At 69.5% G+C, this 22,758-nt stretch carries 23 protein-coding genes and 1 tRNA gene; 14 read left to right on the forward strand and 10 right to left on the reverse strand.

The features are described from left to right. Positions 1–62: 62 nt before the first annotated feature. Positions 63–701, forward strand: coding sequence for a hypothetical protein (locus ACZ6IE_RS09665; RefSeq protein WP_464607765.1), 639 nt, complete (start codon positions 63–65; stop codon positions 699–701). Between the two features lie 186 nt (positions 702–887). Here the strand turns inward: ACZ6IE_RS09665 and ACZ6IE_RS09670 are convergent, their stop codons facing one another. After that, positions 888–1,682 (reverse strand): transglutaminase-like domain-containing protein, encoded by a 795-nt coding sequence (locus tag ACZ6IE_RS09670; RefSeq protein WP_464607766.1) that lies wholly within the window; start codon positions 1,680–1,682, stop codon positions 888–890. A gap of 94 nt (positions 1,683–1,776) precedes the next feature. Between ACZ6IE_RS09670 and ACZ6IE_RS09675 the strand changes: the two genes are divergently transcribed. Further along, positions 1,777–1,849: transfer RNA gene (locus ACZ6IE_RS09675), tRNA-Arg, on the forward strand. A gap of 54 nt (positions 1,850–1,903) precedes the next feature. Here the strand turns inward: ACZ6IE_RS09675 and ACZ6IE_RS09680 are convergent. Both ACZ6IE_RS09680 and ACZ6IE_RS09685 read right to left on the reverse strand, forming a co-directional pair. Next, positions 1,904–2,746: a DUF3097 domain-containing protein gene (locus ACZ6IE_RS09680; protein WP_464607767.1), complete on the reverse strand. Its 843-nt coding sequence runs from the start codon at positions 2,744–2,746 to the stop codon at positions 1,904–1,906. 87 nt (positions 2,747–2,833) lie between these two features. Next, the gene (locus ACZ6IE_RS09685; protein ID WP_464607768.1) at positions 2,834–3,592 is read right to left on the reverse strand and encodes a gamma-glutamyl-gamma-aminobutyrate hydrolase family protein; all 759 of its coding nucleotides are present in this window, start codon (positions 3,590–3,592) and stop codon (positions 2,834–2,836) included. Positions 3,593–3,800: 208 nt separating this feature from the next. Here ACZ6IE_RS09685 and ACZ6IE_RS09690 point away from each other — a divergent pair, with 208 nt between their 5' ends. Genes ACZ6IE_RS09690 through ACZ6IE_RS09710 form a run of 5 tightly spaced genes read left to right on the forward strand, consistent with a single transcriptional unit; the run spans position 3,801 to position 8,183 of the window. Next, the gene (locus tag ACZ6IE_RS09690; protein WP_077055362.1) at positions 3,801–4,571 is read left to right on the forward strand and encodes a PspA/IM30 family protein; all 771 of its coding nucleotides are present in this window, start codon (positions 3,801–3,803) and stop codon (positions 4,569–4,571) included. A gap of 25 nt (positions 4,572–4,596) precedes the next feature. Continuing rightward, complete coding sequence (locus tag ACZ6IE_RS09695) at positions 4,597–5,454, forward strand: arginase family protein (RefSeq protein WP_464607769.1); 858 nt, start codon at positions 4,597–4,599, stop codon at positions 5,452–5,454. A gap of 31 nt (positions 5,455–5,485) precedes the next feature. Continuing rightward, positions 5,486–6,400, forward strand: a complete 915-nt coding sequence (locus ACZ6IE_RS09700; protein WP_464607770.1) for a crotonase/enoyl-CoA hydratase family protein — start codon at positions 5,486–5,488, stop codon at positions 6,398–6,400. 2 nt (positions 6,401–6,402) lie between these two features. Beyond that, on the forward strand, positions 6,403–7,815 hold the full coding sequence (locus tag ACZ6IE_RS09705) for a dihydrolipoyl dehydrogenase family protein (protein ID WP_464607771.1): 1,413 nt from the start codon (positions 6,403–6,405) through the stop codon (positions 7,813–7,815). Next, positions 7,812–8,183: a Fe-S oxidoreductase gene (locus ACZ6IE_RS09710; RefSeq protein WP_077055359.1), complete on the forward strand. Its 372-nt coding sequence runs from the start codon at positions 7,812–7,814 to the stop codon at positions 8,181–8,183. The genes ACZ6IE_RS09705 and ACZ6IE_RS09710 overlap by 4 nt, the downstream gene beginning before the upstream one ends. Before the next feature lie 15 nt (positions 8,184–8,198). Here the strand turns inward: ACZ6IE_RS09710 and ACZ6IE_RS09715 are convergent, their stop codons facing one another. The 5 genes from ACZ6IE_RS09715 to ACZ6IE_RS09735 all read right to left on the reverse strand — a co-directional run bounded on the left by ACZ6IE_RS09715 (position 8,199) and on the right by ACZ6IE_RS09735 (position 13,653). Next, positions 8,199–9,275 (reverse strand): FecCD family ABC transporter permease, encoded by a 1,077-nt coding sequence (locus tag ACZ6IE_RS09715; RefSeq protein ID WP_464607772.1) that lies wholly within the window; start codon positions 9,273–9,275, stop codon positions 8,199–8,201. Beyond that, on the reverse strand, positions 9,272–10,327 hold the full coding sequence (locus ACZ6IE_RS09720) for a FecCD family ABC transporter permease (RefSeq protein ID WP_464607773.1): 1,056 nt from the start codon (positions 10,325–10,327) through the stop codon (positions 9,272–9,274). Before ACZ6IE_RS09720 ends, ACZ6IE_RS09715 begins: the two co-directional genes overlap by 4 nt. A gap of 9 nt (positions 10,328–10,336) precedes the next feature. Further along, complete coding sequence (locus ACZ6IE_RS09725; RefSeq protein WP_464607774.1) at positions 10,337–11,386, reverse strand: iron-siderophore ABC transporter substrate-binding protein; 1,050 nt, start codon at positions 11,384–11,386, stop codon at positions 10,337–10,339. A gap of 66 nt (positions 11,387–11,452) precedes the next feature. Continuing rightward, positions 11,453–12,490 carry an iron-siderophore ABC transporter substrate-binding protein gene (locus ACZ6IE_RS09730; RefSeq protein WP_464607775.1) on the reverse strand — a complete coding sequence of 346 codons (1,038 nt, stop codon included), beginning with the start codon at positions 12,488–12,490 and terminating at the stop codon, positions 11,453–11,455. Between the two features lie 104 nt (positions 12,491–12,594). Continuing rightward, positions 12,595–13,653, reverse strand: coding sequence for a siderophore-interacting protein (locus tag ACZ6IE_RS09735; protein WP_464607776.1), 1,059 nt, complete (start codon positions 13,651–13,653; stop codon positions 12,595–12,597). 101 nt (positions 13,654–13,754) lie between these two features. Here ACZ6IE_RS09735 and ACZ6IE_RS09740 point away from each other — a divergent pair, with 101 nt between their 5' ends. Further along, complete coding sequence (locus ACZ6IE_RS09740; RefSeq protein ID WP_079728332.1) at positions 13,755–14,801, forward strand: LLM class flavin-dependent oxidoreductase; 1,047 nt, start codon at positions 13,755–13,757, stop codon at positions 14,799–14,801. Between the two features lie 148 nt (positions 14,802–14,949). Here ACZ6IE_RS09740 and ACZ6IE_RS09745 read toward each other — a convergent pair whose 3' ends face one another. Next, positions 14,950–15,432, reverse strand: a complete 483-nt coding sequence (locus ACZ6IE_RS09745) for an SIP domain-containing protein (protein ID WP_464607777.1) — start codon at positions 15,430–15,432, stop codon at positions 14,950–14,952. Between the two features lie 56 nt (positions 15,433–15,488). After that, the gene (locus ACZ6IE_RS09750; protein WP_464607778.1) at positions 15,489–16,232 is read right to left on the reverse strand and encodes a tyrosine-protein phosphatase; all 744 of its coding nucleotides are present in this window, start codon (positions 16,230–16,232) and stop codon (positions 15,489–15,491) included. A 97-nt stretch (positions 16,233–16,329) separates the two neighbouring features. Here ACZ6IE_RS09750 and ACZ6IE_RS09755 point away from each other — a divergent pair, with 97 nt between their 5' ends. The 6 genes from ACZ6IE_RS09755 (at position 16,330) to ACZ6IE_RS09780 (ending at position 22,717) form a co-directional block, all read left to right on the forward strand. Next, complete coding sequence (locus ACZ6IE_RS09755; RefSeq protein WP_464607779.1) at positions 16,330–17,214, forward strand: alpha/beta fold hydrolase; 885 nt, start codon at positions 16,330–16,332, stop codon at positions 17,212–17,214. Between the two features lie 398 nt (positions 17,215–17,612). After that, the gene (locus ACZ6IE_RS09760; RefSeq protein WP_464607780.1) at positions 17,613–19,118 is read left to right on the forward strand and encodes an ABC transporter substrate-binding protein; all 1,506 of its coding nucleotides are present in this window, start codon (positions 17,613–17,615) and stop codon (positions 19,116–19,118) included. Continuing rightward, entirely contained in the window at positions 19,115–20,065 is a 951-nt protein-coding gene (locus ACZ6IE_RS09765; protein ID WP_464607781.1) for an ABC transporter permease, read from the forward strand. The genes ACZ6IE_RS09760 and ACZ6IE_RS09765 overlap by 4 nt, the downstream gene beginning before the upstream one ends. Then, complete coding sequence (locus ACZ6IE_RS09770; RefSeq protein ID WP_464607782.1) at positions 20,062–20,997, forward strand: ABC transporter permease; 936 nt, start codon at positions 20,062–20,064, stop codon at positions 20,995–20,997. Before ACZ6IE_RS09765 ends, ACZ6IE_RS09770 begins: the two co-directional genes overlap by 4 nt. After that, positions 20,994–21,866, forward strand: a complete 873-nt coding sequence (locus ACZ6IE_RS09775) for an ABC transporter ATP-binding protein (protein WP_464607783.1) — start codon at positions 20,994–20,996, stop codon at positions 21,864–21,866. Before ACZ6IE_RS09770 ends, ACZ6IE_RS09775 begins: the two co-directional genes overlap by 4 nt. A gap of 56 nt (positions 21,867–21,922) precedes the next feature. Then, positions 21,923–22,717 (forward strand): ATP-binding cassette domain-containing protein, encoded by a 795-nt coding sequence (locus ACZ6IE_RS09780; protein ID WP_464608623.1) that lies wholly within the window; start codon positions 21,923–21,925, stop codon positions 22,715–22,717. Positions 22,718–22,758: the final 41 nt, after the last annotated feature.

Raw genomic sequence — 22,758 nt, forward strand, 5'->3', positions numbered from 1 at the left:
TAACGGAGCGCGTGATCTGTGCTTGGTATGGTTCACGAGACCGCTCAACAGGAGGAAAAGTCATGGCCTTGTCGCCCCGGGTAGCCCGCGCATCGCGCGCCGCCACACTGTCCGTCGCCGCAATCGTCGCCCTCACCGCGCTCACCGCGTGTGGCGCGTCGTCTGGGTCGACCGGCACACCCACCCCCGTCGAGACGGCGAGCGCCACCCCGACCGCCACCGAGACCCCCGCCGCGACCGCCGCCCCCACCTCCGACGCCGTCATCTCGGCCCCCGTCGGCGTGACGTGCGACCAACTGCTCACGCTGCAGGACGTCTACGACTACAACCCCAACTACACGGCACTGCCCGCCGCGAAACCGGCCGTCGACTCGAAGGCCGGACAGATCGCCGGCATGAACGGCCTGACCTGCCAGTGGAAGAACAACACGAGCGAGTCGACTATCGACCTCGGGCTGGCGAAGCTCACCGACGACCAGCTGACGTCGCTCAAGAACATCGCGTTCCAGGCCGGCGGCTCGGTTCCCACCTACGGCGACGCCGCGAGTGTCGAGGGCTACTTCAACATGGTCGGCGCGAAGGGCCAGGCGCAGGTCTTCACCGGCTCCTACTGGCTGACGCTGTCCTCGGACGAGTTCCTCGAGCCGGGCGACGCACAGCAGCTGCTCATGGCGGCCATCCCCCACCTGCCGGCGTCCTAGACACTGGATGACGAATGCCCCGGTTTCGGCCGGGGCATTCGTGCGTTAACCCCGCGCCAAAAAAGCGAGTGCGGATCGGTCGGCGACTCGACAGCGAGCCAGCCGGTCGACGCGACAGCGAGCCAGCCGGTCGACGCGACAGCGAGCCAGCCGGTCGACGGGTCGACGGGTCAGCGGGTCAGCGGGTCAGCCGAGCTGGACGCGCGACCAGCCGTCGTCACGCGGGAGCTCCTCGGACGTGGCCATGACCGACACGTCATTCAGGGTGAGGCCCGTCCAATGGTTGGTGAGGAACGCGACATCCGAGGCATCCCGGCCCGTGGCGATGCGGACGAGCGACTGCCGCGGTGCCAGGCGTGTGGCATCGACGACGTACCAGGCGCCGTCGACGTAGGCCTCGACGACGGCGTGGAAGTCCATGGGCGACAGGCCCGGGGCATAGACCGAGGCCATGCGGGCCGGCAGGTCGCGAGCGCGCAGCAGGGCGATCGTCAGATGCGCGTAGTCCCGGCAGACACCCTGTGAGGAAGCGAAGGTCGACATGGCGCTGTCGGTGCCGACGCTCGAACCGGGCACGTAGGACAGCGTGTTCGAGACCCAGTCGACGACGCGGTCGAGCAGCTCGAAACCCTGCGCTCCCCCGAAGGTCTGCGCGGCGAACGAGGCGATGCGGTCCGACTCGGCGTAGCGGGACGGGCGCAGATAACGGATGACATCGACGGGGTCGACGGGCTCGGGCAGGCGATCGGCCGCGACGACGGCGTCGTAGCGCACGACATAGCTGCCGGCATCCGCTCGAACGCGGTGGAGCCGGGCGCCGTGCCGGTCGATGAGCTCGGTCACCGGAACCGGTTCGCCATCACGCGTGCACGTGAGCGTTTCGGTGAACAGCGGAGTGGCGGCGGCCACGGCGAGCGAGAGGATCACATCGCTCGTGGCACCCAGGTCGAAGCGGAGGTCGGCCGATACGGTGCGCTGCATGTGAGATATCTTCGCATGCGTTTCCGGGGCCCGATCACCCCCTGAGCGGGGCGATGCCGGGCGCGGGATGTCTGGTAGATTCTACGAGTAGTCCGCCTCTGTAGCTCAGTGGATAGAGCGCTTCCCTCCGGAGGAAGAAGTCGCAGGTTCAAATCCTGTCAGAGGCACCGTGTTTATGGCTCGCCGTTCCGGCGATGCGATACCTGCCGGTGATTGCCGCTTTAGGCGGTTGGTTCGGTGACGAAGTCGATGAGTTGCTCGACGCGGCCGAGCAGTTGCGGTTCGAGGTCGGCGAACGTGCGCACCTGGCCGAGGATGCGCTGCCAGGCCCTGGCCGTGTCGGCCTGCGTCTCGTGCGGCCATCCGAGCGCCTTGCAGATGCCCTTCTTCCACTCCATCGAACGCGGGATGGTCGGCCACTCGGCGAGCCCTAGGCGTTCCGGCTTCACGGCCTGCCAAACGTCGACATAGGGATGTCCCACCACCAGCACGTGCGCACCGAAAGGCCCGCGCGCCACCGTCTCGGCGATGCGGCTCTCCTTGGAGCCCGGCACCAGGTGGTCGACGAGCACACCGACGCGCCGGTCACGGGTGGGCGTGAAATCGCGCACGATCTGGTCGAGGTCGTCCACACCCGAGAGGAACTCGACAACGACGCCCTCAATGCGGAGGTCGTCGCCCCACACGCGCTCGACGAGCTCGGCGTCGTGCTTGCCCTCGACGAAGATGCGGCTGCTGCGGGCTACCCGGGCGCGCTCCTGCTCGACCGCGAACGATCCGGATGCCGTGCGCGCTCGCCCGGCGGAAGCCCGAGGTGCCGCGACCAACGTGATCGGTTGCCCCTCGAGCAGGAAGCCTGAGCCCAAGGGGAACGTGCGGCGGCGACCCTTCCAGTCCTCGAGCTCGACCATCTTGCCCTCGACGCGCGTGATGGCGCCCGCCCATCCGGTGCGGATGTCTTCGACGACCAGGTCGAGCGTGGCCGGCTGCGTGGGGATGACGGGCTTGTTGCGGCCCTTCCAGTCGCCGGCGAGGACATCGGTGGAGTAGCGGTCGTCGTGCATGGGTTCAACGCTAGGCGACCGCGGCGGGAGCGAGCGGATGCCACGCGTGGAACGCTCAGCGAGAAGCCGGGTCAGGCGGCGAGGAGGTCAGGCGGCGAGGAGCTGGGCGCGCTCGGCCTCGCGCGCGAGACCCTCGAGGAGACCCGCGAGCTGACCGGCGGGCGACGACGGCGCCTCGGGGTGGAACTGCACGCCCGTGATCGGCAGGACCTGGTGCTCGATGGCCTCGACGTGGCCGTCGTGCGACCAGCCGACCGCGATGAGGCCTTCGCCCAGGCGACCCACGGCCTGGTGGTGGGCGCTCTGCACGGTGACGGCGGCGCCGCCGAGGCGGAGCGCCAGAGTGGAGGAACGCTCGAGCTGGATCTCGTGCGGCGTGAGCACGTCTTCGATGGGGACGTCGATGTTGCGGTGGCCGCTCTCGTCGCCCAGATCGGGGATGAGCGTGCCACCCAGAGCCACGTTGATGACCTGGTGACCGCGGCAGATGCCGAGAAGAGGCGTTGCACGCTCGGCGGCACGGCGGGCCACGGCGATTTGCGCGAGATCGGCGTCGTCGTAGTGCACGCCCTCGCCCGGGTAGCCGACCTCTTCGCCGTAGTGGCGCGGGTGGATGTCTTCTCCCCCGAGGATCACGATGGCGTCGGCTTTGTCGGTGACCTCGAGCAGCGCCTCGGCCCCGAGATCGGCGGCCGCGTGACGCGACACCTGCCAGCCGGCGCTCTCGGCCTCCGACACGGTGCGCCCGATGAGCTGGGCCACGAATTCGTCGTAATCGGGGGCGTGCTCACGCATGCTCGCGACCTCGATGACAGCGAGACGCAGATCGGTGTGGAGATCGTGCATGGGTGGCCCCCTTTCTGAGGTGCGAGTGGTGGTGGTGTTTCTATCCTGCCCCGCACCACCGACAGGGGCAACGGGTGTGTAACACGGTGACACAGAAGGGCGTGCGGGCGCGACATCCTATTCTGTGCGTTCTCTCTGCAAAAGCTGATGCCGGCGTCGGTGGCCAGCCCTAGAGTGGGAATCACACCGCTTGACGAGAGGGAGCACCATGGCGAAACAGTCCATTTTCGGCCGGATCACGCAGTTGGCGAAGGCGAACATCAACGCCCTGCTCGACGGAGCGGAAGACCCGCAGAAGATGCTCGACCAGATGGTGCGTGACTACACCGCCTCCATCGCCGACGCCGAAAGCGCCATCGCCGAGACCATCGGCAACCTGCGCCTGCTCGAAGAAGACCACCGCGAAGACGTGCAGGCCGCGGCCGACTGGGGCAACAAGGCCATCGCCGCGAGCCGCAAGGCCGACGAATACCGCAGCAGCGGGCACGCCGCCGACGCCGACAAGTTCGACAACCTGGCCAAGGTCGCGCTGCAGCGCCAGATCGGCTCCGAGAACGAGGCCAAGGCCGCCGAGCCGCAAATCGCCTCGCAGACGCAGGTCGTCGATCAGCTGAAGAACGGGCTGAACGGCATGAAGCAGAAGCTCGAGCAGCTCAAGTCCAAGCGCAACGAACTCGTCGCCCGCGCCAAATCGGCCGAGGCGCAGGCCCGCGTGCACGACGCCGTCAAGAGCATCGATATCATGGACCCGACCAGCGAGGTCAGCCGCTTCGAAGAGAAGATCCGCCGCGAAGAGGCCAAGGTGAAGGGCCAGGCCGAGCTGTCGGCATCCAGCCTCGACGCCCAGTTCGAATCGCTCGACGACCTCGGCGAGCTGACCGAAGTCGAGGCCCGTCTGGCCGCGCTCAAGTCGGGCAGCCCCAGCCGCGCCGCCGTCGAGGCTCCGAACCCGCCCTACACGCCGGGCGCCGGTTCCTAAGCTCAGGGCTGCGGAGCGAGACCCCATGCGCTACCTCGTGGTGCCCGAGTGGCAGGGTTCGCCCTCCGCTCGGGCCATGCAGTTGATCGACGGTGCCGAGGCGATTCGGGGAGACCTGCCCGCCTCGCGCACCGAGGTCGTCCAGGTTCCGCTCGAAGCCGGGTCGGCGATGGACACGGGCATTCACCGAGCGTCGTCGATACAGATGGTGCGGGAAGCCGTCGTCGCCACGCTCGAACGGTATGACCGAGTCGCCCGCGAGGGCGATGAGGAGGCTGAAAACGCCGAACCCGTGCTCGTCGTCGGCGGCGACTGCGGTGTCGCGCTCGGCGCCATCGACCACGCGTCTCGCGCGCACGGGTCCGACCTGGCCGTCGTGTGGTTCGATGCGCACGGCGATCTGCACACACCCGATACCTCGACATCCGGCGCTTTCGGGGGCATGGTGCTGCGCGCCGTCATGGGCGACGGGGCCTGGCCGCTGACCGCCGAGCATCCCGTGGCCGATGAGCGCGTCGTGCTCGCCGGTGCCCGGGCGTTCGACGACGCCGAGGCCGCTTTCATCGAGGGTTCGGGCATGACCGCCCTGACGGTGGAGCGCACGACAGCGGACGACCTCGTGGCCGCCGTCGAAGCATCCGGGGCCCGTTTCGTCTATGTGCACGTCGACCTCGATGTGCTCGACCCCGCGCGGATCGCCGGCATCACCGGGCCAGAACCCTTCGGGGTCGAATCGGCCACGCTCGTCGAGGCGATCGTCGCCCTGAAGGAGCGGTTCACGCTCGCCGGTGCCAGCCTCACCGGGTTTGCGCCCGCCAGCGCAGAAGCGGCCGACGACGACCTGGGCACCATCCTGCGCCTCATCGGAGCGATCGCCCGCTGACCGCGGACGGGAGGCGGGTAACGTGAGCGATATGACACCTGCAACGACGCCTGTGCCCGACTCCGACGCCGCCAACGCTGCCGACGCCGCCAACGCCGCCGACGCAACGGCCAACGGCACTGCGGATACCGCGGCCGCCGCCACCGAGACCGCGGCCGCCACCACCGACGCGCGCGTGCTGGTCGAGCGGCGCGGCCACCTGCTGCTCATCGGCCTGAACCGCCCCGAGAAACGCAACGCCGCCGACGCGCGTATGCTCAGCGAGCTGTCCTCGGCGTATGGCCTGCTCGACCGCGAGCCCGAGCTGCGGGTGGGCGTCGTGTACGCCGTCGGTGAGCACTTCACGGCGGGGCTCGACCTCGCCGACATCGGTCCGCGCGTGCAGGCTGGGACGCTCGAGATCGTGCCGCCCGACGGTCGGCATCCGTGGCAGGTCGACGGCACGCAGCTGTCCAAACCCGTCGTGCTGGCCGTGCAGGGCATCTGCTTCACGCTCGGCATCGAGCTGGCCCTCGCGTCCGAGATCGTCGTGGCGGCCGAAGGGACGCGGTTCGCGCAGCTCGAGGTGAGCCGCGGCATCCTGCCCTTCGGCGGCGCCACCACGCGGTTCGCGAAGACCGCCGGCTGGTCGAACGCCATGCGCTGGGTGCTCACGGGCGACGAATTCGACGCCCACGAGGCGCGCCGGCTGGGCCTCGTGCAGGACATCGTGCCGCACGGGCAGCAGCTCGAGCACGCCATAGCCCTGGCCGAACGCATCGCCGCCCAAGCCCCACTCGCCGTGCAGGCCGCCCTGCAGAACGCCAAGCTCGCCCACCGCGGGCCCGACGCCGCCGCCGAAGCGCAGCTGCCCGCGCTCCTGGCCCGGTTGAGCGCGTCGGAAGACGCCCGCATCGGGATGGAAGCTTTCCTCACCCGAACGACCCCGCAATTCGAAGGAAGATAGCCATGACCTCACACACCTACGACCTGATCGTGATCGGCGCCGGACCCGTCGGCGAGAACGTGGCCGACTACGCGCACAAAGCCGGGCTCAGCGTGGCCATCGTCGAAAGCGAACTGGTCGGCGGCGAATGCTCCTACTGGGCCTGCATGCCATCCAAGGCTCTGCTGCGCACGGGACAGGCCCTGCACGCCGCCGAGAAGGTGGGTGTGACCGGCACGCTCGACGTGGCCGCCGTGCTGAAACGCCGCGACTCGTTCACGAGCGAATGGAACGACTCGGGCCAGGTCGAGTGGCTGACGGGTGCGGGCATCGACCTCGTGCGCGGGCACGGACGACTCGCGGGCGAGAAGGTCGTCGAGGTGACCACCGAGAACGGCACGCGCACGCTGCACGCCACCCACGCCGTCGCCGTGTGCACCGGATCCGCCGCGCTGCTCCCCCACATCGACGGCCTCGCCGACGTGGCGCCGTGGACGAGCCGCGAAGCAACGGCCGTCGAACAGATCCCCGCCCGCACCGTCATCATCGGCGGGGGCGTCGTCGCGGCCGAGATGGCCACGGCCTACCAGGCGCTCGGCTCGGCCGTCACGGTCATCGCGCGCTCCGGGCTGCTCGGCACCTACGAACCCTTCGCGGGAGACCTCGTGGCCGCCGAATTGCGTTCGCGCGGAGCCACCGTCGTGCACGGCTCGCCCGCCTCCGTGTCTCGCGCCGACAGCGGTGAGGTCACCGTGACCCTCGACGACGGCGAGCACGTCGTCGCCGACGAGATCATCGTGGCAACGGGTCGCACGCCCCGCACGGGCGACCTCGGGCTCGCGACCGTCGGCCTGAGCGATGGGGACTGGCTGAGCGTCGACGACACCATGCGCGTCACCGACGTCGAGGGTGGCTGGCTCTACGCCGCCGGCGACGTGAACCACCGCGCCCTGCTCACCCACCAGGGCAAGTACCAGGCGCGGGCCGCTGGCATGGTCATCGCGGCGCGTGCGCAGGGGGATGAGGCATCCAACCCCGTTCCGTGGAGCGACTACGTGGCGACGGCCGACCACCAGGCCGTTCCGCAGGTCGTTTTCACCGAGCCGGAGGTGGCGTCGGTCGGCCTGACCGCCAAGCAGGCCGCCGACCAGGGGCTCGACATCCGCGTGGTCGACTATGCGCTCGGCAACGTCGCGGGAAGCGCCCTGCACGCCGACGGGTACGAAGGACAGGCCCGCATGATCGTCGACGAAAGCCGCCAGGTCATCGTCGGCGTGACCTTCGCCGGGCCCGACGTGTCCGAGCTCATCCACTCGGCCACCATCGCGGTGGTCGGCGAGGTGCCGCTGTCGCGACTGTGGCACGCCGTGCCCTCCTACCCCACCATCAGCGAGATCTGGCTGCGGCTGCTCGAGACCTACCGGGCCGAGGCGTGAAAGGAACGCTCCTGAGCTCGCCCCTCTCCTGGCTCGGCTACCTCTACGCCACCCTCGTCGGACTGGTCTGGGGCACCATCTGGAGCACCGGCCGCGTGCAGCGGAGGAACGGCCTCTTCGTGTTCACGGGCATGCCGAAGTGGACGTTCGGGCGCGGCGGGAGCTGCGTCGGGGCGTGCTACCTGACCGACCACAACGTGTCGGACGATGTGCTCGAACACGAGGCCGTGCACAAGCAGCAGTGGAAGACATACGGCATGTTGTTTCCGCTGTACTACGCGGCGAGCGGGCGCAATCCGTTGAAGAACCGGTTCGAGATCGAGGCCGGTCTGGAGAAGGGCGGCTACCTGCCGAAGAAGCGCGGGTAGCGCGGGTGAAGGGCGTCAGCCCGTGCGGCGCCACTGGCGGATGAGCAGGAAACCGAGGAACAGGCCGCCCATCCCCGCCGTGACGATGCCCACCGGAAGCTGCTGCGGCAGCGGCGCCTGCTGCACGAGGAGGTCGGCGGCCACCAGTAAGGCGGAACCCGTGAGTCCCGCGGCCAGAAGGCCCGCACCCGCGTCGCGCGTGAGGGCCCGGGCGATGTGCGGCGCCGTCAGGGCGATGAAGGCGATGGGGCCGCACACGCTCACGGCTGCCGCCGACAGCGCGATGGCGAGGAGCACGATGAACACGCGCGTGGCCGACGACCTGGCGCCCACACCATCCGCGATGTCGTCGCCCAGCTCGACCAACAGGGTGCGCGGCGCGAGGGCGAGGGCTAGACCCGTGAACACGATCACCGAGACCCAGACGACGGCGGCATCGGACCAGTCCTTGGCCTCGAGGCTTCCGTTCAGCCATCCCGAGACCACGGTGGCCTGTTCCTGCTGAGCGCGGCTCAGCACGAACTGCACGAAGGCGAGCGACAGCGCCGAGACGCCGATACCCGCCACGATGAGACGCTGCGGGGCGGCGAAACCACGACCCGTCGACGCGTAGACGACGATCATGGCGGCGACGGCACCGATCAATGCTCCGACGGGCACGGGGATGACGTTCGGCCACAACAGGCTGACCGAGACGGCGCCCGCCGATGCGCCGGCCGTCAGACCGATGACATCCGGACTGCCCAGCGGATTGCGCGTGACGCGCTGGAAGATGCTGCCCGCCACCCCGAAAGCGAAACCGGCACCGACGGCGACCACCAGACGGGGGCCGCGGATGACACCGAGGATGAACTTCTCTGTGCCCGACACGTCGCCGAGCAGAGCCGCTGGCAGGTCGGGAAGCGCGATGCCGAGGCGGCCGAGCGTGAGCGTCGCGACGCCGAGGACGACGGTGACGACGACGAGCAGCAGCGACACGACGAGCGGGCGCAGCCGGTAACGGAACGAGAGCCACGACCCCAGTCGGAACGTGCGAGCCGGCTGCCGAGACGCGCCGCCGGCCGCAATGGCCGCAACATCGACGCGCGTCACGCGCGGGCCCCCAGACGCCGCACGACGATGAACAACACGGGTGCGCCGATGAACGCCGTGATGACGCCCACCATGAGCTCGTCGGGCCGCGCGATGACACGCCCCACGACATCGGCCGTGAGCACGAGCGCCGGCCCCAGCACCACGCAGAACGGCAGCAGCCAACGGTGATCGCCGCCGATGAGCGCGCGCACGATATGCGGCACCGCCAGGCCCACGAAACCGATCGGGCCGACACCCGCCGTCGAGGCCGCCGCGAGCAGCGTCGTGCCCGCTCCCCCGACCAGCCGCGTGACACCCGGGCGCGCTCCGAGGGCGACCGCCGAATCCTCGCCGAGCGCCAGGGCGTTGAGCGGCCCCACGAGGCTCAGACAGAGCACCAGACCCACGACGATGAACGGCAGGATGTTCCAGAACGTGTCGAAGCCGCGGCCCGCGACCGAGCCGATCACCCAGAACCGGTAGGCGGCGAAGGCGTCGGGAAAACTCAGCGAGATCGCCTGCACGTAGGCCGAGAACACGGCCGTGACGACGGCGCCGGCCAGGACCAGGCGGGCCGGTGAACCGTGCCCCCTGCCGTGGCCGATCGCATACACGATGACGACGGCGGCCACCGCGCCGGGCAGGGCCAGCCACACATTGCCCGCGGCCGAGACGCCGAAGAACGCGATCGAGGTCACGACCGTGGCGGCCGCCCCCGAGTTCACGCCGAGCAGGCCCGGGTCGCCCAGCGGGTTGCGCGTGACGCCCTGCATGACCGCTCCCGCCACCGCCAGGGCGGCTCCGACCACGACGGCCAGGAGTGTGCGCGGGATGCGCGACTCGACCACGGTGGCCGTGTAGTCGTCGGGCGGGTTGCCGAAAAGTGCCGCCCAGACATCCCCCAGCGGGATCTCTTTCGAGCCGACCGAGAGGCTGACGAGCACCAGGAGACCCAGCACCACCACCGCGATCACGAGCCCCACCGACCGAGCCCAGGCGCGACGACGCCGCACGGCGACGGGAACATCGACGTGCGGCGCCTTCGCGCGGGGTGGAGAGACGGCGGTCATGCGGTGAGGCTACTCGCCGACCTTCGCGAGTGCCTCATCGATCTGCGGCAGGTACTTGTCGAGCGCCCACGGCACCGTCAGCGGCGTCAGAGCCGAGACGGCCATGCCCAGCTGCCGGTCGAGCGAAACCATGTAGGAGCCGCGCTGCACGGCCGGGATCTGCGCGTAGAGCGGCTGCTGCTCGGTGGCCTTCTCCTCGTCCTCGTCGTTGAACCAGGTGATCAACAGGTCGACGTTCTTCAGCATGTCGGCGTTTTCGAGGCCCACGACGGAGGTGAATGTTCCCTGCGTGATGGGCTGCTCGGCGACCGTCTCGTCCATCTTCAGGCCGAGGGCCGACAGCATGTCGACGCGTGCCGAACCCTTCTGGTAGAACGACAGGGTTCCCGGCTCGCCGCCCGCATAGACGTAAGCGAACGTGTGATCGGCGTATTCGGGGTGGGATGCCGCGGCGTCGGCGAGCGTCGTATCGATCTCGTCGACCAGATCCTTCGCCTCGTCGGGTTTGCCGAGCGCCTTGCCGATGATCTCGATCTGAGTGTCGTAGGGGGTCTGCCACGCCTGGTCGGGGTAGGCGACAGTGGGCGCGAGCTGCGACAGCACGTCGTACTGGTCGGCCGTCAAACCCGACTGGGGCGCCAGGATGAGGTCGGGGTCGGCCTCGACGATGCTGTCGACATCGATCTCGGGGTAGACGTCGAACGTCGCCGGCAGCGTGTCGCCGTTCTTCTCGACGGCCTCGCGGAACCAGGGCAGCAGGCCATCCTTGTCGCCAGCCCAGCGGTCCGCCTCGATGGCCACGGGGGTGGTGCCGAGCGAGTAGACCGTGTCGGCAGACCCCCAGCCGATCGTGACGACGCGCTCGGGCTTCTTCTCGATGACGGCCTCGCCGAGCGCCGACTCGATGGTGACCGGGAAAGCGGCATCGGATGACGACGACGAACCCGTATCGGTCGACGCCGAGGTCGAGCATCCGACGAGGCCGGCGAGACCGAGGCCCGCGGCGAGGGTGGCCGAGAGGGCGCGCAGCCCGAGACGGCGGGACGAGGTGGTGGACATGAGAGGAGCTCCTGAAGGTGGATGGTGCGGGGTGCTCGCGCGGCGAGCGGCGGGGATGAGCGAGGTTTAGCGGGGAACGCGCGTGGCGGCGTCGGCGATCAGGTCGACGTACTCGTCGAGCACCCACGGCACCGACAGGGGCGTGATGATGCTCGCGGCGTTGACGAACTGCTTGTCGTAGGTGACGACATCCGAGCCGCGCTCGACGGCGGGGATCTGCGCATAGAGCGGCTGCGCCTCGATCGTGGCCTGCTCCTCGGCATCCGAGAACCAGCTGAAGATGAGGTCGGTGTCGTCGAACAGGTCGGCGTTCTCGAGGCCGAGGACGCTCGATGCGGTGCCGGCCGTGACCTCCTGCTGCGCGACGATCGGGTCGCTCTTGAGGCCCATGAGTTCGAGGATGGCGGCGCGCGGCTCGTTCGGCTGGAAGACGCCGAGCGTGCCCGGCTCGCCCGTGTAGAGGTAGGCGAACGTCAGGTCGGCGAACTCGGGGTGCTCCTCGCCGACCTTTCCGAGGGTCGAACGGATGTCGTCGACGAGGCCCTCGGCATCCTTCTTCTGGCCGAGTGCCTCGCCGATGATCTCGATCTGGTCGTCCCAGGCGGTCGACCACGCCTCGCCCGGGTAGGCGACCGTGGGCGCCAGCTGCGAGAGCACATCGAACTGGTCCTGCGTGATTCCCGACTGCGGCGCCAGGATGAGGTCGGGCTCGGCCTCGGCGACGGCGTCCATGTCGATCTCGGGCGTCACCGTGAAGGTCGCGGGCAACTCGTCGCCGCGCTTCTCGATGGCCTCGCGCACCCACGCCTGCTGCCCGTCGGCGTCGCCGCCCCAGACCTGCTCTTCGACGGCCACGGGGGTGGTGCCGAGCGCGACGGCCGTATCGGCCGAACCCTGACCGATCGTCACGATGCGCTTCGGCTTCGCGTCGATGACGGCCTCGCCCAGCGCTGAGTCGATCGTCACGGGGAAGGCTCCGTCGGCGGAGGCACCAGCGGTCGACGCGGGTTCGGCCGAGGACGAGCAGCCCGCGAGGAGCGCGGTGGCGGTGAGGGTGGCGAGGGCCAGGGCGGGTAGGCGGCGGAGGCGGCGTGAGGTGGTCACGGGGTCCTTTCGAGAGGGCGGGTGGAACGGTGCCGGGGCACGACGAGGGGGCGCCCCGAGGTGGCGGCGCGGAGGGAAACTGTGGTCGGGGGCGGCGGCCGGGGCTAGATCTCGCTCTTGCCGATGCGCCAGTAGCCCATGAAGGCCACCTGGCGGCGGTCGATGCCGTTGGTGGTGACGATGTGGCGGCGCAGGGTCTTGATGGCGCCGGCCTCGCCCGCGAGCCAGGCGTAGAGGTCGTCGCGGCGCGGGGCCTGGGCGGCATTCTGGTCGCCCGCGGCGGGGCCGGATACCGCGTCGGATGCGCTGTCGGCCGGCACGTCCCACAGCACGCCGTTGTCGGTCTCGCCCTCGTCGTCGGCCACGGCGCGAGCCAGAGCGGATGCGTCGGCCACGGGTTCGCAGTCGAGGCAGAACTTGTCGACCCACGCGCCGACGGCCTCGACGAGACGGGCACCGTAGACGGCCGGGGCAGCAGCGGAAGCGGAAGCGGCAGAAGCGGCGGCGGATTCAGCGTCGGCCCGCGGCAACCACGTCACATCGACACCCTCGGGCGCCACCACGGGCAGCACGTCGGCCGCGTCGGGAACCTCGATGAACACGCTGCCCGTTGCATCGTGAGGCAACGACTCGAGAATGGCGAGGATGGCGGGAGCCGCCGTCTCGTCGCCCGCGAGCAGCAGGCGGCGGCTGGCGCCGGGGTTCCAGGCGATGCCCGACGCGCTGTCGGGACTGAGGGCGTTGGGGCCGACCAGGATGGCCTCGTCGCCGGCCGTGGCGTTCGCGACCCACGAGGAGGCGGGACCGGAGTCGCCGTGCGAGACGAACAGCACGTCGACCTCGCGTTCGGCGGGACGCACGGCACGAACGGTGTAGGTGCGGAACGGGTTGCGCTGCTCGTTGGACAAAGCGCGCCAGGCATCCCACCAATCCCCGCCCTGCGGGAACGTGTCGAGGCCCGTCTCGGCGAGGGGCAGCACGACCTTGATGCGCTGATCGAGGCAGTCGGTGCCGAAGTATTGCAGGTCGTCGGAGTGGAAAGTCACGCGGATGAAGTGCGGCGTGAGGCGGTCGACGCGTTTCACGCGTACGGTGAAGCAGCGGTAGGGCAGCACGGGCTCGGAGGCAGGGGCGGCGGTCGGGGCATCCGTCGTAGTAAGCACTACCTAAGTATGGCTTGCCTTACCTAAAGCCCGCAACGTGGTCCAGCGAATCCCCGAGAGAATGCCGGAATTTTCTCTAACCTCTGGTTGTATTCATAAGTATGGAATTAGGCGTCTACAGTTTTGGTGACATCCACCGCGACCCCGTCACGGGCGAGCAGATCTCACCCCGTCAACAGCTTGCGAACACGATCGAGCGCATCAAGCTCGCCGACGAACTCGGCCTGCACTGGTTCGGCATCGGCGAGCACCACCGCCCCGATTACGCCATCTCCTCCCCCGCGACCGTGCTCGCGGCCGCCGCGACCGTGACCTCGAAGATCCGCCTGGGCAGCGCCGTGACCGTGCTTTCGACGGAAGACCCCGTGCGCGTCTACCAGCAGTTCAGCACCATCGACCTACTGTCGAACGGCCGCGCCGAGCTCACCGCAGGCCGAGGATCGTTCATCGAATCGTTCCCTCTCTTCGGCCAGAACCTCGAGGACTACGACGCCCTCTATGAAGAGAAGCTCGACCTTCTGCTGCGCATCAGCGCACAGGAACGCGTCACATGGCGCGGCAAGTTCCGCGCCGGACTGACGGATGCTCAGATCCTTCCCCGACCCGACGGACACGATCTCGACATCTGGGTGGCGACGGGCGGAAACCCGGAGTCCAGCATCCGCGCCGGAGTTCTCGGACTGCCCATCAACTACGCCGTCATCGGCGGCTACCCCGAACGCTTCGCGCCGCTCGTGGACCTCTACCGCCGCGCCGCGACCGAGGCCGGCCACGACGCCAACGCCCTGAAGGTCGCCATCTCGGGCCCCGGCTTCATCGCGCCGACCAGCCAGGAGGCGCGCGACACATTCTTCCCCTACTGGATCGACAGCATGGCGCGCATCTCGGCCGAGCGCGGATTCGCCACCCCCGACCGCGCCTCGTTCGACGCGCAGGCCGCCCCCCGCGGCGCCATCTTCGCCGGCAGCCCCAACGAGGTCGCCGACCGCATGATCGCGCTGCACCAGCACCTCGACTACGACCGCCACGCCCTGCAGATGGACTGGTCGGGCGTGCCTCAGCCGCTCATGATGCGCTCGATCGAGCTCTTCGCGACCGAGGTCCTGCCGCAGGTCGACAAGGAGCTGGGCGCGAGCCCGCGCGGCTAGACGCGCCGACACTGACGCCGGGGGCGGCTGAGCGATCGGCTGCCGCCGACGGCACGTCACGGTGAGCGGGTGATCGCGAGCGATCTGACCGCTACGGTGAGCGCAGAGTCGTCCGCTGCCCGCGCGAATTCGACCGAAGGGTGGACCCTTAGGCGCGCGCTGCGCCGTGAATGTGATCGGGCAGGATGTCGAGCCCCACGGTCAGGTGCCGATACGTCTCGGCCACCCCGCGTTCGTCCCCGCCCAGCCAGATGTGCGCCGATTCGGGATCGTCGCACAGCATCTCGCTCGCCCAGGCGCGCGCGGCACGGGAAACGGCCTCACCTCGGGCACAGGCACGGCCAGAACCGACCGACCCGCGGCGCGTCGAACGCGCCAACCAGGTGACGGTCATGCGCGGCGGCGCCGACAGCTCGAAGACATCCGCCTCTGAGGCGACCTCGACGAAGATGCGGCCCGTTGCACACAGCGGAAGCGTTGCGGCGAGCGCCTGAACCTCGGCCAGAACCGTCTCGTCACCCGCGAGCAAGTACTGCACGCGCGTGCGGTGACGTCCGCCGTGGGCCCCGTGACCGAGGTGGGCGAAAGAGCCGCTGTCGGCGTGCTCGGGGAGGACGGAATCGTTCGTCATAACGCTCTCAGTATAGGCATGCCTTACCTATCTTGAGAACTTCTCGGGGCGTTCGTTCAGGCGCGCTCGAGCAGGACGTGAGCGAGGTCATCCAGCTCACCTTCGGTCAACCCGTTGTCGGTCAAGAACGCGCGCACGCTGCCGTGCTGACGCACCACGAGGTCGATCGTCTCTTCGAGCACATGAGCGGGCGAGCCCCACACGAGTTCGTCGATCGTGGTCGAATCGGGCACGTGCAGCGCCTTCAGCCGCGCGATGATCGGCGCCATGAGCGAGTCGGGCAGGTTCTGCTGCGTCATCGCGTAATCGGCGACGACCTCCTGCCGGTCGACACCCACCGCGAGCAACGCGAAGGCGACGACGAGCCCCGTGCGATCCTTGCCGGCCGTGCAATGCACGAGCACGGCACCCTCACCCTCGCCCGACGACGCGATCACGCGGATGGCGCGCACGATGGCATCCGCATTCTCGGTCACGACCGTCTCATAGAGTCGGGCCAGCGTGATGTCAGAGGCCAGGAACGACGACGCCGACCCGCTGAAGATCGGCGACTCGACGACGCGCACGGGCAGCCCCTCGAGCAGGCTGGGGTTGTGGCGCCGCTCCTCGTCGTCGCGCAGGTCGATGACGGTGCGGATGTCGCGCTGCCGCAGATCGTCGCGCGCCTCGTCGGTCAGGCGGTTCAGGGCATCCGACCGGTAGAGCTTGCCCCACTTCGTCGTCGACGACCCCGCGTGATAGCCACCCACCTCGCGGAAGTTGTACGTGCCGGGCAGGGGGTAGTGGCGCGGGGTGCTCATATCCCTATCTTGTCCCGACGCGTCTGGAGATGTCACGAGAAGTCACGATCTGGCCGCCTGACTCGTGCGCCCGCCCCCGATGTCAGAGACTAGAGGCATGACTCTCGATCACAGCGACGTCGACGGCCCGGACGAATTCCGGTTCCTCGCCGGCGAACTCGAGCACCGCGGCATCCTGAACACCCCCGACCATGTGCCGTTGCCCGGGCGGCGCGACAGCGTGGTCGACCCGGATGGCCGCGCCATCTCGTATCTGCAGTGGGGCGACGGCGGCCCCGAGTTCACGTTCCTGCACGGCGCGGGCCTCAACGCCCACACGTGGGATGCCACCGTTCAGGCGCTCGGCCGCAACGCCTTGGCCGTCGATCTGCCGGGTCACGGCGATTCGGCCTGGCGGGACGACGCCGACTACTCCCCCGCCACCAACGCCCGGTCGCTGCGCCCGCTCATCGAACAGGTCGTGGATGGCCCGGGGCCCCAGGTGTTCGTCGGCCAATCGCTCGGCGGCCTGACCGCGGCGGTCATCGCGGCCGAGGATCAGGCATCCGCCGACGCGCTCGTCATCGTCGACATCACGCCGGGGCTGCACGAGCAGGGCGCGCAGTCGGTGCGCGACTTCTTGCAGGCGCCCGAGCCGTTCCGCTCGCGCGACGAGATCGTCGACCGCGCCATCGCGTTCGGCATCGGCACCGACCGCCGGGCCCTCGAACGCGGCGTGTGGCTGAACACGCGCGAGCAGCCCGACGGCACGGTCATCTTCAAACACCACCTCGCCAACCTGGGCGACCGAGTGCCCCTCACGTTCGAGCTGGCGAGCGTCTGGGCGTCGTTCGAGCGGCTCGACATCCCCGTGCTGCTCGTGCGCGCCTCGCACGGTTTCCTCGACGACGCGACCGAGCGGGAATTCCTCGACCGCGTTCCCGGTTCACGTTCGGTACGGATCGAGGCGGGGCACAACGTGCAGGAGTTCGCTCCCGTGTGACTCGCCGAAGCGATCCGCGATTTCGTCGACGAGTCCGCGCCGATTCCGGGTCAGGTCCCGGCATCCGGTACGCTCTCTTGACGCCGCGCATTTCGCGCCGGCGATCACGTGCCCGGGCAAGGTTCTCCCTCCCCGCAGCGCGCTGAAACCGGCAACGCCGCCGCTCTCCGGGGCAGCGCGCCCATCCGCAGCATCGACAGCATCAGGCCCCTGCAGCATCCGCCGCAGCCGCCAGCGACCTCGAGTCCGAAAGTCACGCACCCGCACCACCGGTCGGGCCCCGTCGACCAGGACAGCACCTTTCATCCCCGCCTCTCTGCCGCCGCCCCCCTGAGGGCCCCGGCCGGCGGGCGGGATGACCGACACTTGCACTGCAGAAGCATCCCGAAAGGATCGACATGCGTTCCCCCCGAATCCTCGCCGCAGCCGGCACCGTCGCCGCCGCAGCCCTCGTCCTCACCGCCTGCACACCGGGCGGAGGCTCGTCCGAGTCCGGCAGCCCCGACGCCGACGCCACGGTGAACGTGGGCCTGGTGCTCGAACCGACCGACCTCGACATCCGCACCACAGACGGCATCGCGCTCGACCAGGTGCTCATCGACAACGTCTACGAGGGTCTCGTCTCGCGCACCGCCTCGGGCGAGATCGTCGACACCATCGCGAAGTCCCACGAGGTCTCTCAAGACGGCCTCACCTACACGTTCGACCTCAACGAGGGCGTCACGTTCCAGAACGGCGACGAGGTCACGGCCGAGGACGTCGTCTGGTCGATCTCCGAGGTCAAGGACGACGAGGGGATGCAGGGGCACACCGACCTGGCCAACGTGACGTCGGTCACGGCCACCGACGACGACACCGTGACGCTCGCACTCTCGGCCCCCGACTCGAACCTGCTGTGGAACCTCGCGGGCCGCGCGGGCCTGGTGCTCGACCAGGCCGCCACCAACGACCTGTCCACGACCGCCGTCGGCACGGGCCCCTACACGCTGAAGAGCTGGAAGCAGGGCGACAGCCTGACGCTCGAGCGCAACGACGACTACTGGGGCGAGAAGGCCCGGGTGAAAAGCGTCGTGTTCCGCTACATCACCGACGCCAACGCGGGCATCAACGCCATGCTGGCCGGCGACCTCGACGTGCAGACGGCCGTCGACGCCAACCTCGCCACACAGTTCGACGGCAACGCCGACATCGAGATCGCGCGCGGCAAGACCACCGACAAATACACGCTGGCCTTCAACAACAAGGTCGCCCCGCTGAACGACGTGCGCGTGCGCCAAGCCATCCGCATGGCCATCGACCACGCCGCCGTCGTCAAGGCCGTCGGCGGTGCGGCCGTCGAACAGGGCGGGCCCATCCCCGAGCTCGACCCGGGCTACGAAGACCTGACGGATGTTGCACCCTACGACCCCGCCAAGGCCAAGGAACTGCTCGCCGCCGCCGGCCAGTCGAACCTCACGCTCGACCTCACCATCCCGTCGTTCTACGGCACGAGCGTTGCCACGCTGCTCGTCTCCGAGCTCGAGAAGGTCGGCATCACCCTGAACGTGAAGAGCGTCGAGTTCGCAACGTGGTTGAACGACGTCTACACCAACAAGGACTTCCAGCTGAGCTACGTCGACCACGCCGAATCGCGCGACTTCGGCAACTGGGCCGACCCCGACTACTACTTCGGCTTCGACAACGCCGACGTGCAGCGCCTCTACCAGGAGTCGGTCGCCGCGGCCGACGCCGAGACCGCGGCCGCCAAGCTGAAGGAGGCGGCCCGCATCGTCAGCGAGCAGGCCGGCGCCGACTGGCTCTACAACGCCGTGACCCTCACGGCCGTGCGCACGGGTGTCACCGGGTTCCCGACCGACTCGACCTCGACGCGACTCGACCTCGGCGAACTAGCCGTCCAGGAGTGATCCGCTTCGTCCTGACGAGGCTGCTGCTCCTCGTCGTCGGGCTCCTGGTGGCCAGCGCCCTGATCTTCTTCACCCTGCGCATTCTGCCGGGTGATGTCGCTCAGGTGATCGCGGGAACGCAGTCGACGCCCGAGCAGGTGGCCGCGATCCGGCTGTCTCTCGGGCTCGACCGCCCCATCCTGGTGCAATACGGCGACTGGCTCGGCGGGCTTCTGCGGGGCGACCTGGGTTCATCGCTCATCACGTCGTCGTCGGTTGCCGACGAGCTGGCCGAGAAGGCGCAGGTCACCGTGCCGCTCGCCGTTTTCTCGCTCGTCGTCGCACTGCTGTTCAGCGTTCCCCTCGGCATCCTCGCGGCCGTCCGCCGCCGCCGGGTCTCGGGCACGGTCGTGAGCTTCGTGTCGCAGGGTCTCGCCGCCGTGCCCGCCGTCTGGGCCGGGCTCGTCCTCATCGCGATCTTCGCGGTGTGGCTCGGCTGGCTGCCCCCGCAGGGCTTCCCCCTCGATGGATGGCAGGAGCCCGGGCGCGCCATCCAATCCCTCGTGCTGCCGTCCCTCACGATCGGCATCATCGAGGGGGCCGTCCTGCTGCGTTTCATCCGTTCGGCCGCCGTCGAGGCGAGCGGCGAGGACTACGTGCGCACGGCCGCGGCGACGGGGATGACGCGCACCAGGGCCCTCATCACGCAGGGCATGCCCAACGTGGCGCTCTCGGTGGTCTCGGTGCTCGGCCTGCAGGTCGCGGGCCTCATCGTGGGCGCCATCATCATCGAACAGCTCTTCAGCCTGCCGGGCATCGGGCGCATGCTCGTGGCCGACGTGGGCAATCGCGACCTCACCAAGGTGCAGGGCGAACTGCTCGCGCTGACGGCCATCGTGCTCGTCATCGGCACGCTCGTCGACATCGTGCACCGGCTGCTCGACCCCCGACAGCGGGAGACCGCATGACCACCATCCAGACCGGAGCCCCCACGCCCGATCCGCGCCGCGTGCGACAGCTCGCGCGGCGAGCCGCGGCCGCCGGCACGTCACCCCGTCGGCGCACCTGGTGGCGGGCCCTGCTCGCGACACCGTCGGGGCTCTACGGCGTCGTCGCCATCGTCGTGCTCGTCGTGGCCGCGGGCGTCTCGCTCGTCTACACGCCCTACGATCCGGGAGCCGCGAACCCGTACGACCAGTGGTTCGGGCCCTCGCTCACGCACCTCATGGGCACCGACAACGTAGGGCGCGACATCTTCAGCGTGCTCCTCGCGGGCAGCCGCACGACCGTGCAGGTGGCCGCGGGCTCGGCGCTCATCGCGGCCGTCGTCGGTGTGGCGCTGGCGGCTCTCGGATCGCTGACGGCGCGCTGGGTGCGCGAAGGCATCGCCGTGCTCATCGACATCCTCATCGCTTTTCCGACCATCCTCGTGGCCCTCATGCTCGCGAGCGTCTTCGGCGGATCGCTCGGCGTCGTCATCGTGGCCGTCGGCGTGAGCTTCGGCGTGAATATCGCCCGGGTCTCGCGCGGCGAGATCCGGCGCATCGCCCGCAGCGAATACGTGCTGGCGGCGACGGCATCCGGTCTCGGTCGTGGACGCGTGCTCACTCGGCACCTGTTGCCCAATATCGCGCCCGTCTTCATCGTGCAGCTGTCGTGGTCGATGGCGCTGGCCGTGCTCGCCGAGGCCGGGCTCTCCTACCTCGGCTACGGCGCGCCCGCATCGACACCCAGCTGGGGCCGCCTGCTCGCCGAACTGCAGCCCTACATCGGCGTGCACCCGCTCGCCGTGCTGTGGCCGGGGCTCGTCATCACGCTCACCGTGCTGGGCTTCAACCTGCTGGGCGACGGGCTGCGCGACGCCACCGACCCGCGCGTGCGCCAGGGAGGAGCCCGATGAGCCTGACCGTCTCGAACCTCACCATCGAGGTGGGTGGCCGCGTCGTGGTCGACGACGTGTCGTTCCGCGTCGGCGACGGCGAACGCTTCGGTCTGATCGGCGAATCCGGTTCGGGCAAGTCGCTCACGGCGCTCGCGCTGCTGGGGCTCTTGCCCGAGGGGGCACGCGTGTCGGGCAGCATCCGCCTGGGTGACACCGAGATCGTCGGCCTCTCCGAACGCGAGCTCGCGCGCATCCGCGGCCGCCGCCTCGGCATCGTCTTCCAGGAACCGCGCACGGCCCTCAACCCCATCCGCACGGTCGGCCGCCAGATCATGACACCCATCCGACGACACACGGATGCCTCGAAGCGCGACGCCCGGCGGCGCGCCATCGAGCTCGCCACCCTCGTGCGCCTGCCGGAACCCGACCGCATCGTCGACCGCTACCCGCACCAGCTCTCGGGCGGACAGCGACAGCGCGTCGCCATCGCCATCGCCCTGGCCGCCGACCCCGAGGTGCTCATCGCCGACGAGCCGACCACGGCGCTCGACGTGACCATCCAGGCCGAGATCCTCGACCTCTTCGCGCGCATCCAGCGGGAGCGCGGCATGTCGTTGCTGTTCATCACGCACGACCTGGCGGTGCTGCAGCGCACGGTCGACCGCGCCGCCGTCCTGGCCGACGGGCGGGTGGTCGAGGAGGCCTCGATCGAGACGCTGCTGCACGACCCGGCATCCCCGGTGACGCGTGCGCTGCTCGAGGCGGCGCGGGCGACGACGTGGACGGCGGGGGCCGCAACGGATCACGACGACGACAACAACAACAACAACAACCACAACAACAACAACAACCACGACGACCGAGCGAAAGACGAGGGAGCGCTGTGAGCCGCGACGACGCTGCGACCGGCCCCGACGCCCTCGATCGCGAGACGGACACGCCGATCCGCACCCCGCTGCTGAGCGCGCGCGGACTGTCGCGTCGGTTCGTGTCGCCGCGGGAGAACCTCTTCCAGCCGGGGCGCGTGACCGATGCCCTGAAACCCGTCGACCTCGACGTCTACGAGGGCGACACGCTCGCCGTCATCGGGGAGTCCGGCTCGGGCAAGTCGACGCTCGTGCGCCTGCTCCTCGCACTCGATGCCCCCAGCAGCGGAACCGTGACCTTCGACGGCCGCGTCGTCGAACCCGGTCCGGCGGCGAAACTGCGCTGGTTGCGCCGCGAGACCGGCATCATCTTCCAAGACCCCTATGCATCGCTCGACCCGCGCATGACGGTCGGGCGCATCGTCGCCGAACCGCTCACGGGCCTCGGCATCCACAGCGAGGGCGGTCATCGCCGGCGCGTGGTCGAGGTGCTCGAGGCCGTCGGGCTCGACGCCGAAGCGGCCTCGAGGTACCCGCACGAGTTCTCGGGCGGGCAGCGTCAGCGCATCGCCCTCGCCCGCGCCATCGTGCACGGGCCGCGCCTGCTCGTCGGCGACGAACCGCTGTCGGCGCTCGACGTCACCGTGCGGGCCCGCATCCTCGACCTGCTCGCCGAACTGCGCGCCTCGCTCGGGCTCACGCTCGTCATCGTGTCGCACGACATCGGCGTGATCCAGCACCTCAGCAACCGCGTGGCCGTCATGACCGAGGGCGAGATCGTGGAGCAGGGGCCGACCGCGCGCGTGCTCGGGCGGCCCGAGCATCCCTATACGCGCCGCCTGCTGAGCGCCGTGCCGACGCTGGACGCCTGACGCCTGCCGCCTGACGCCTGGCGCCTGACGCCTGACCTAGC

It is taken from the genome of Okibacterium sp. AC114, from assembly GCF_979253355.1.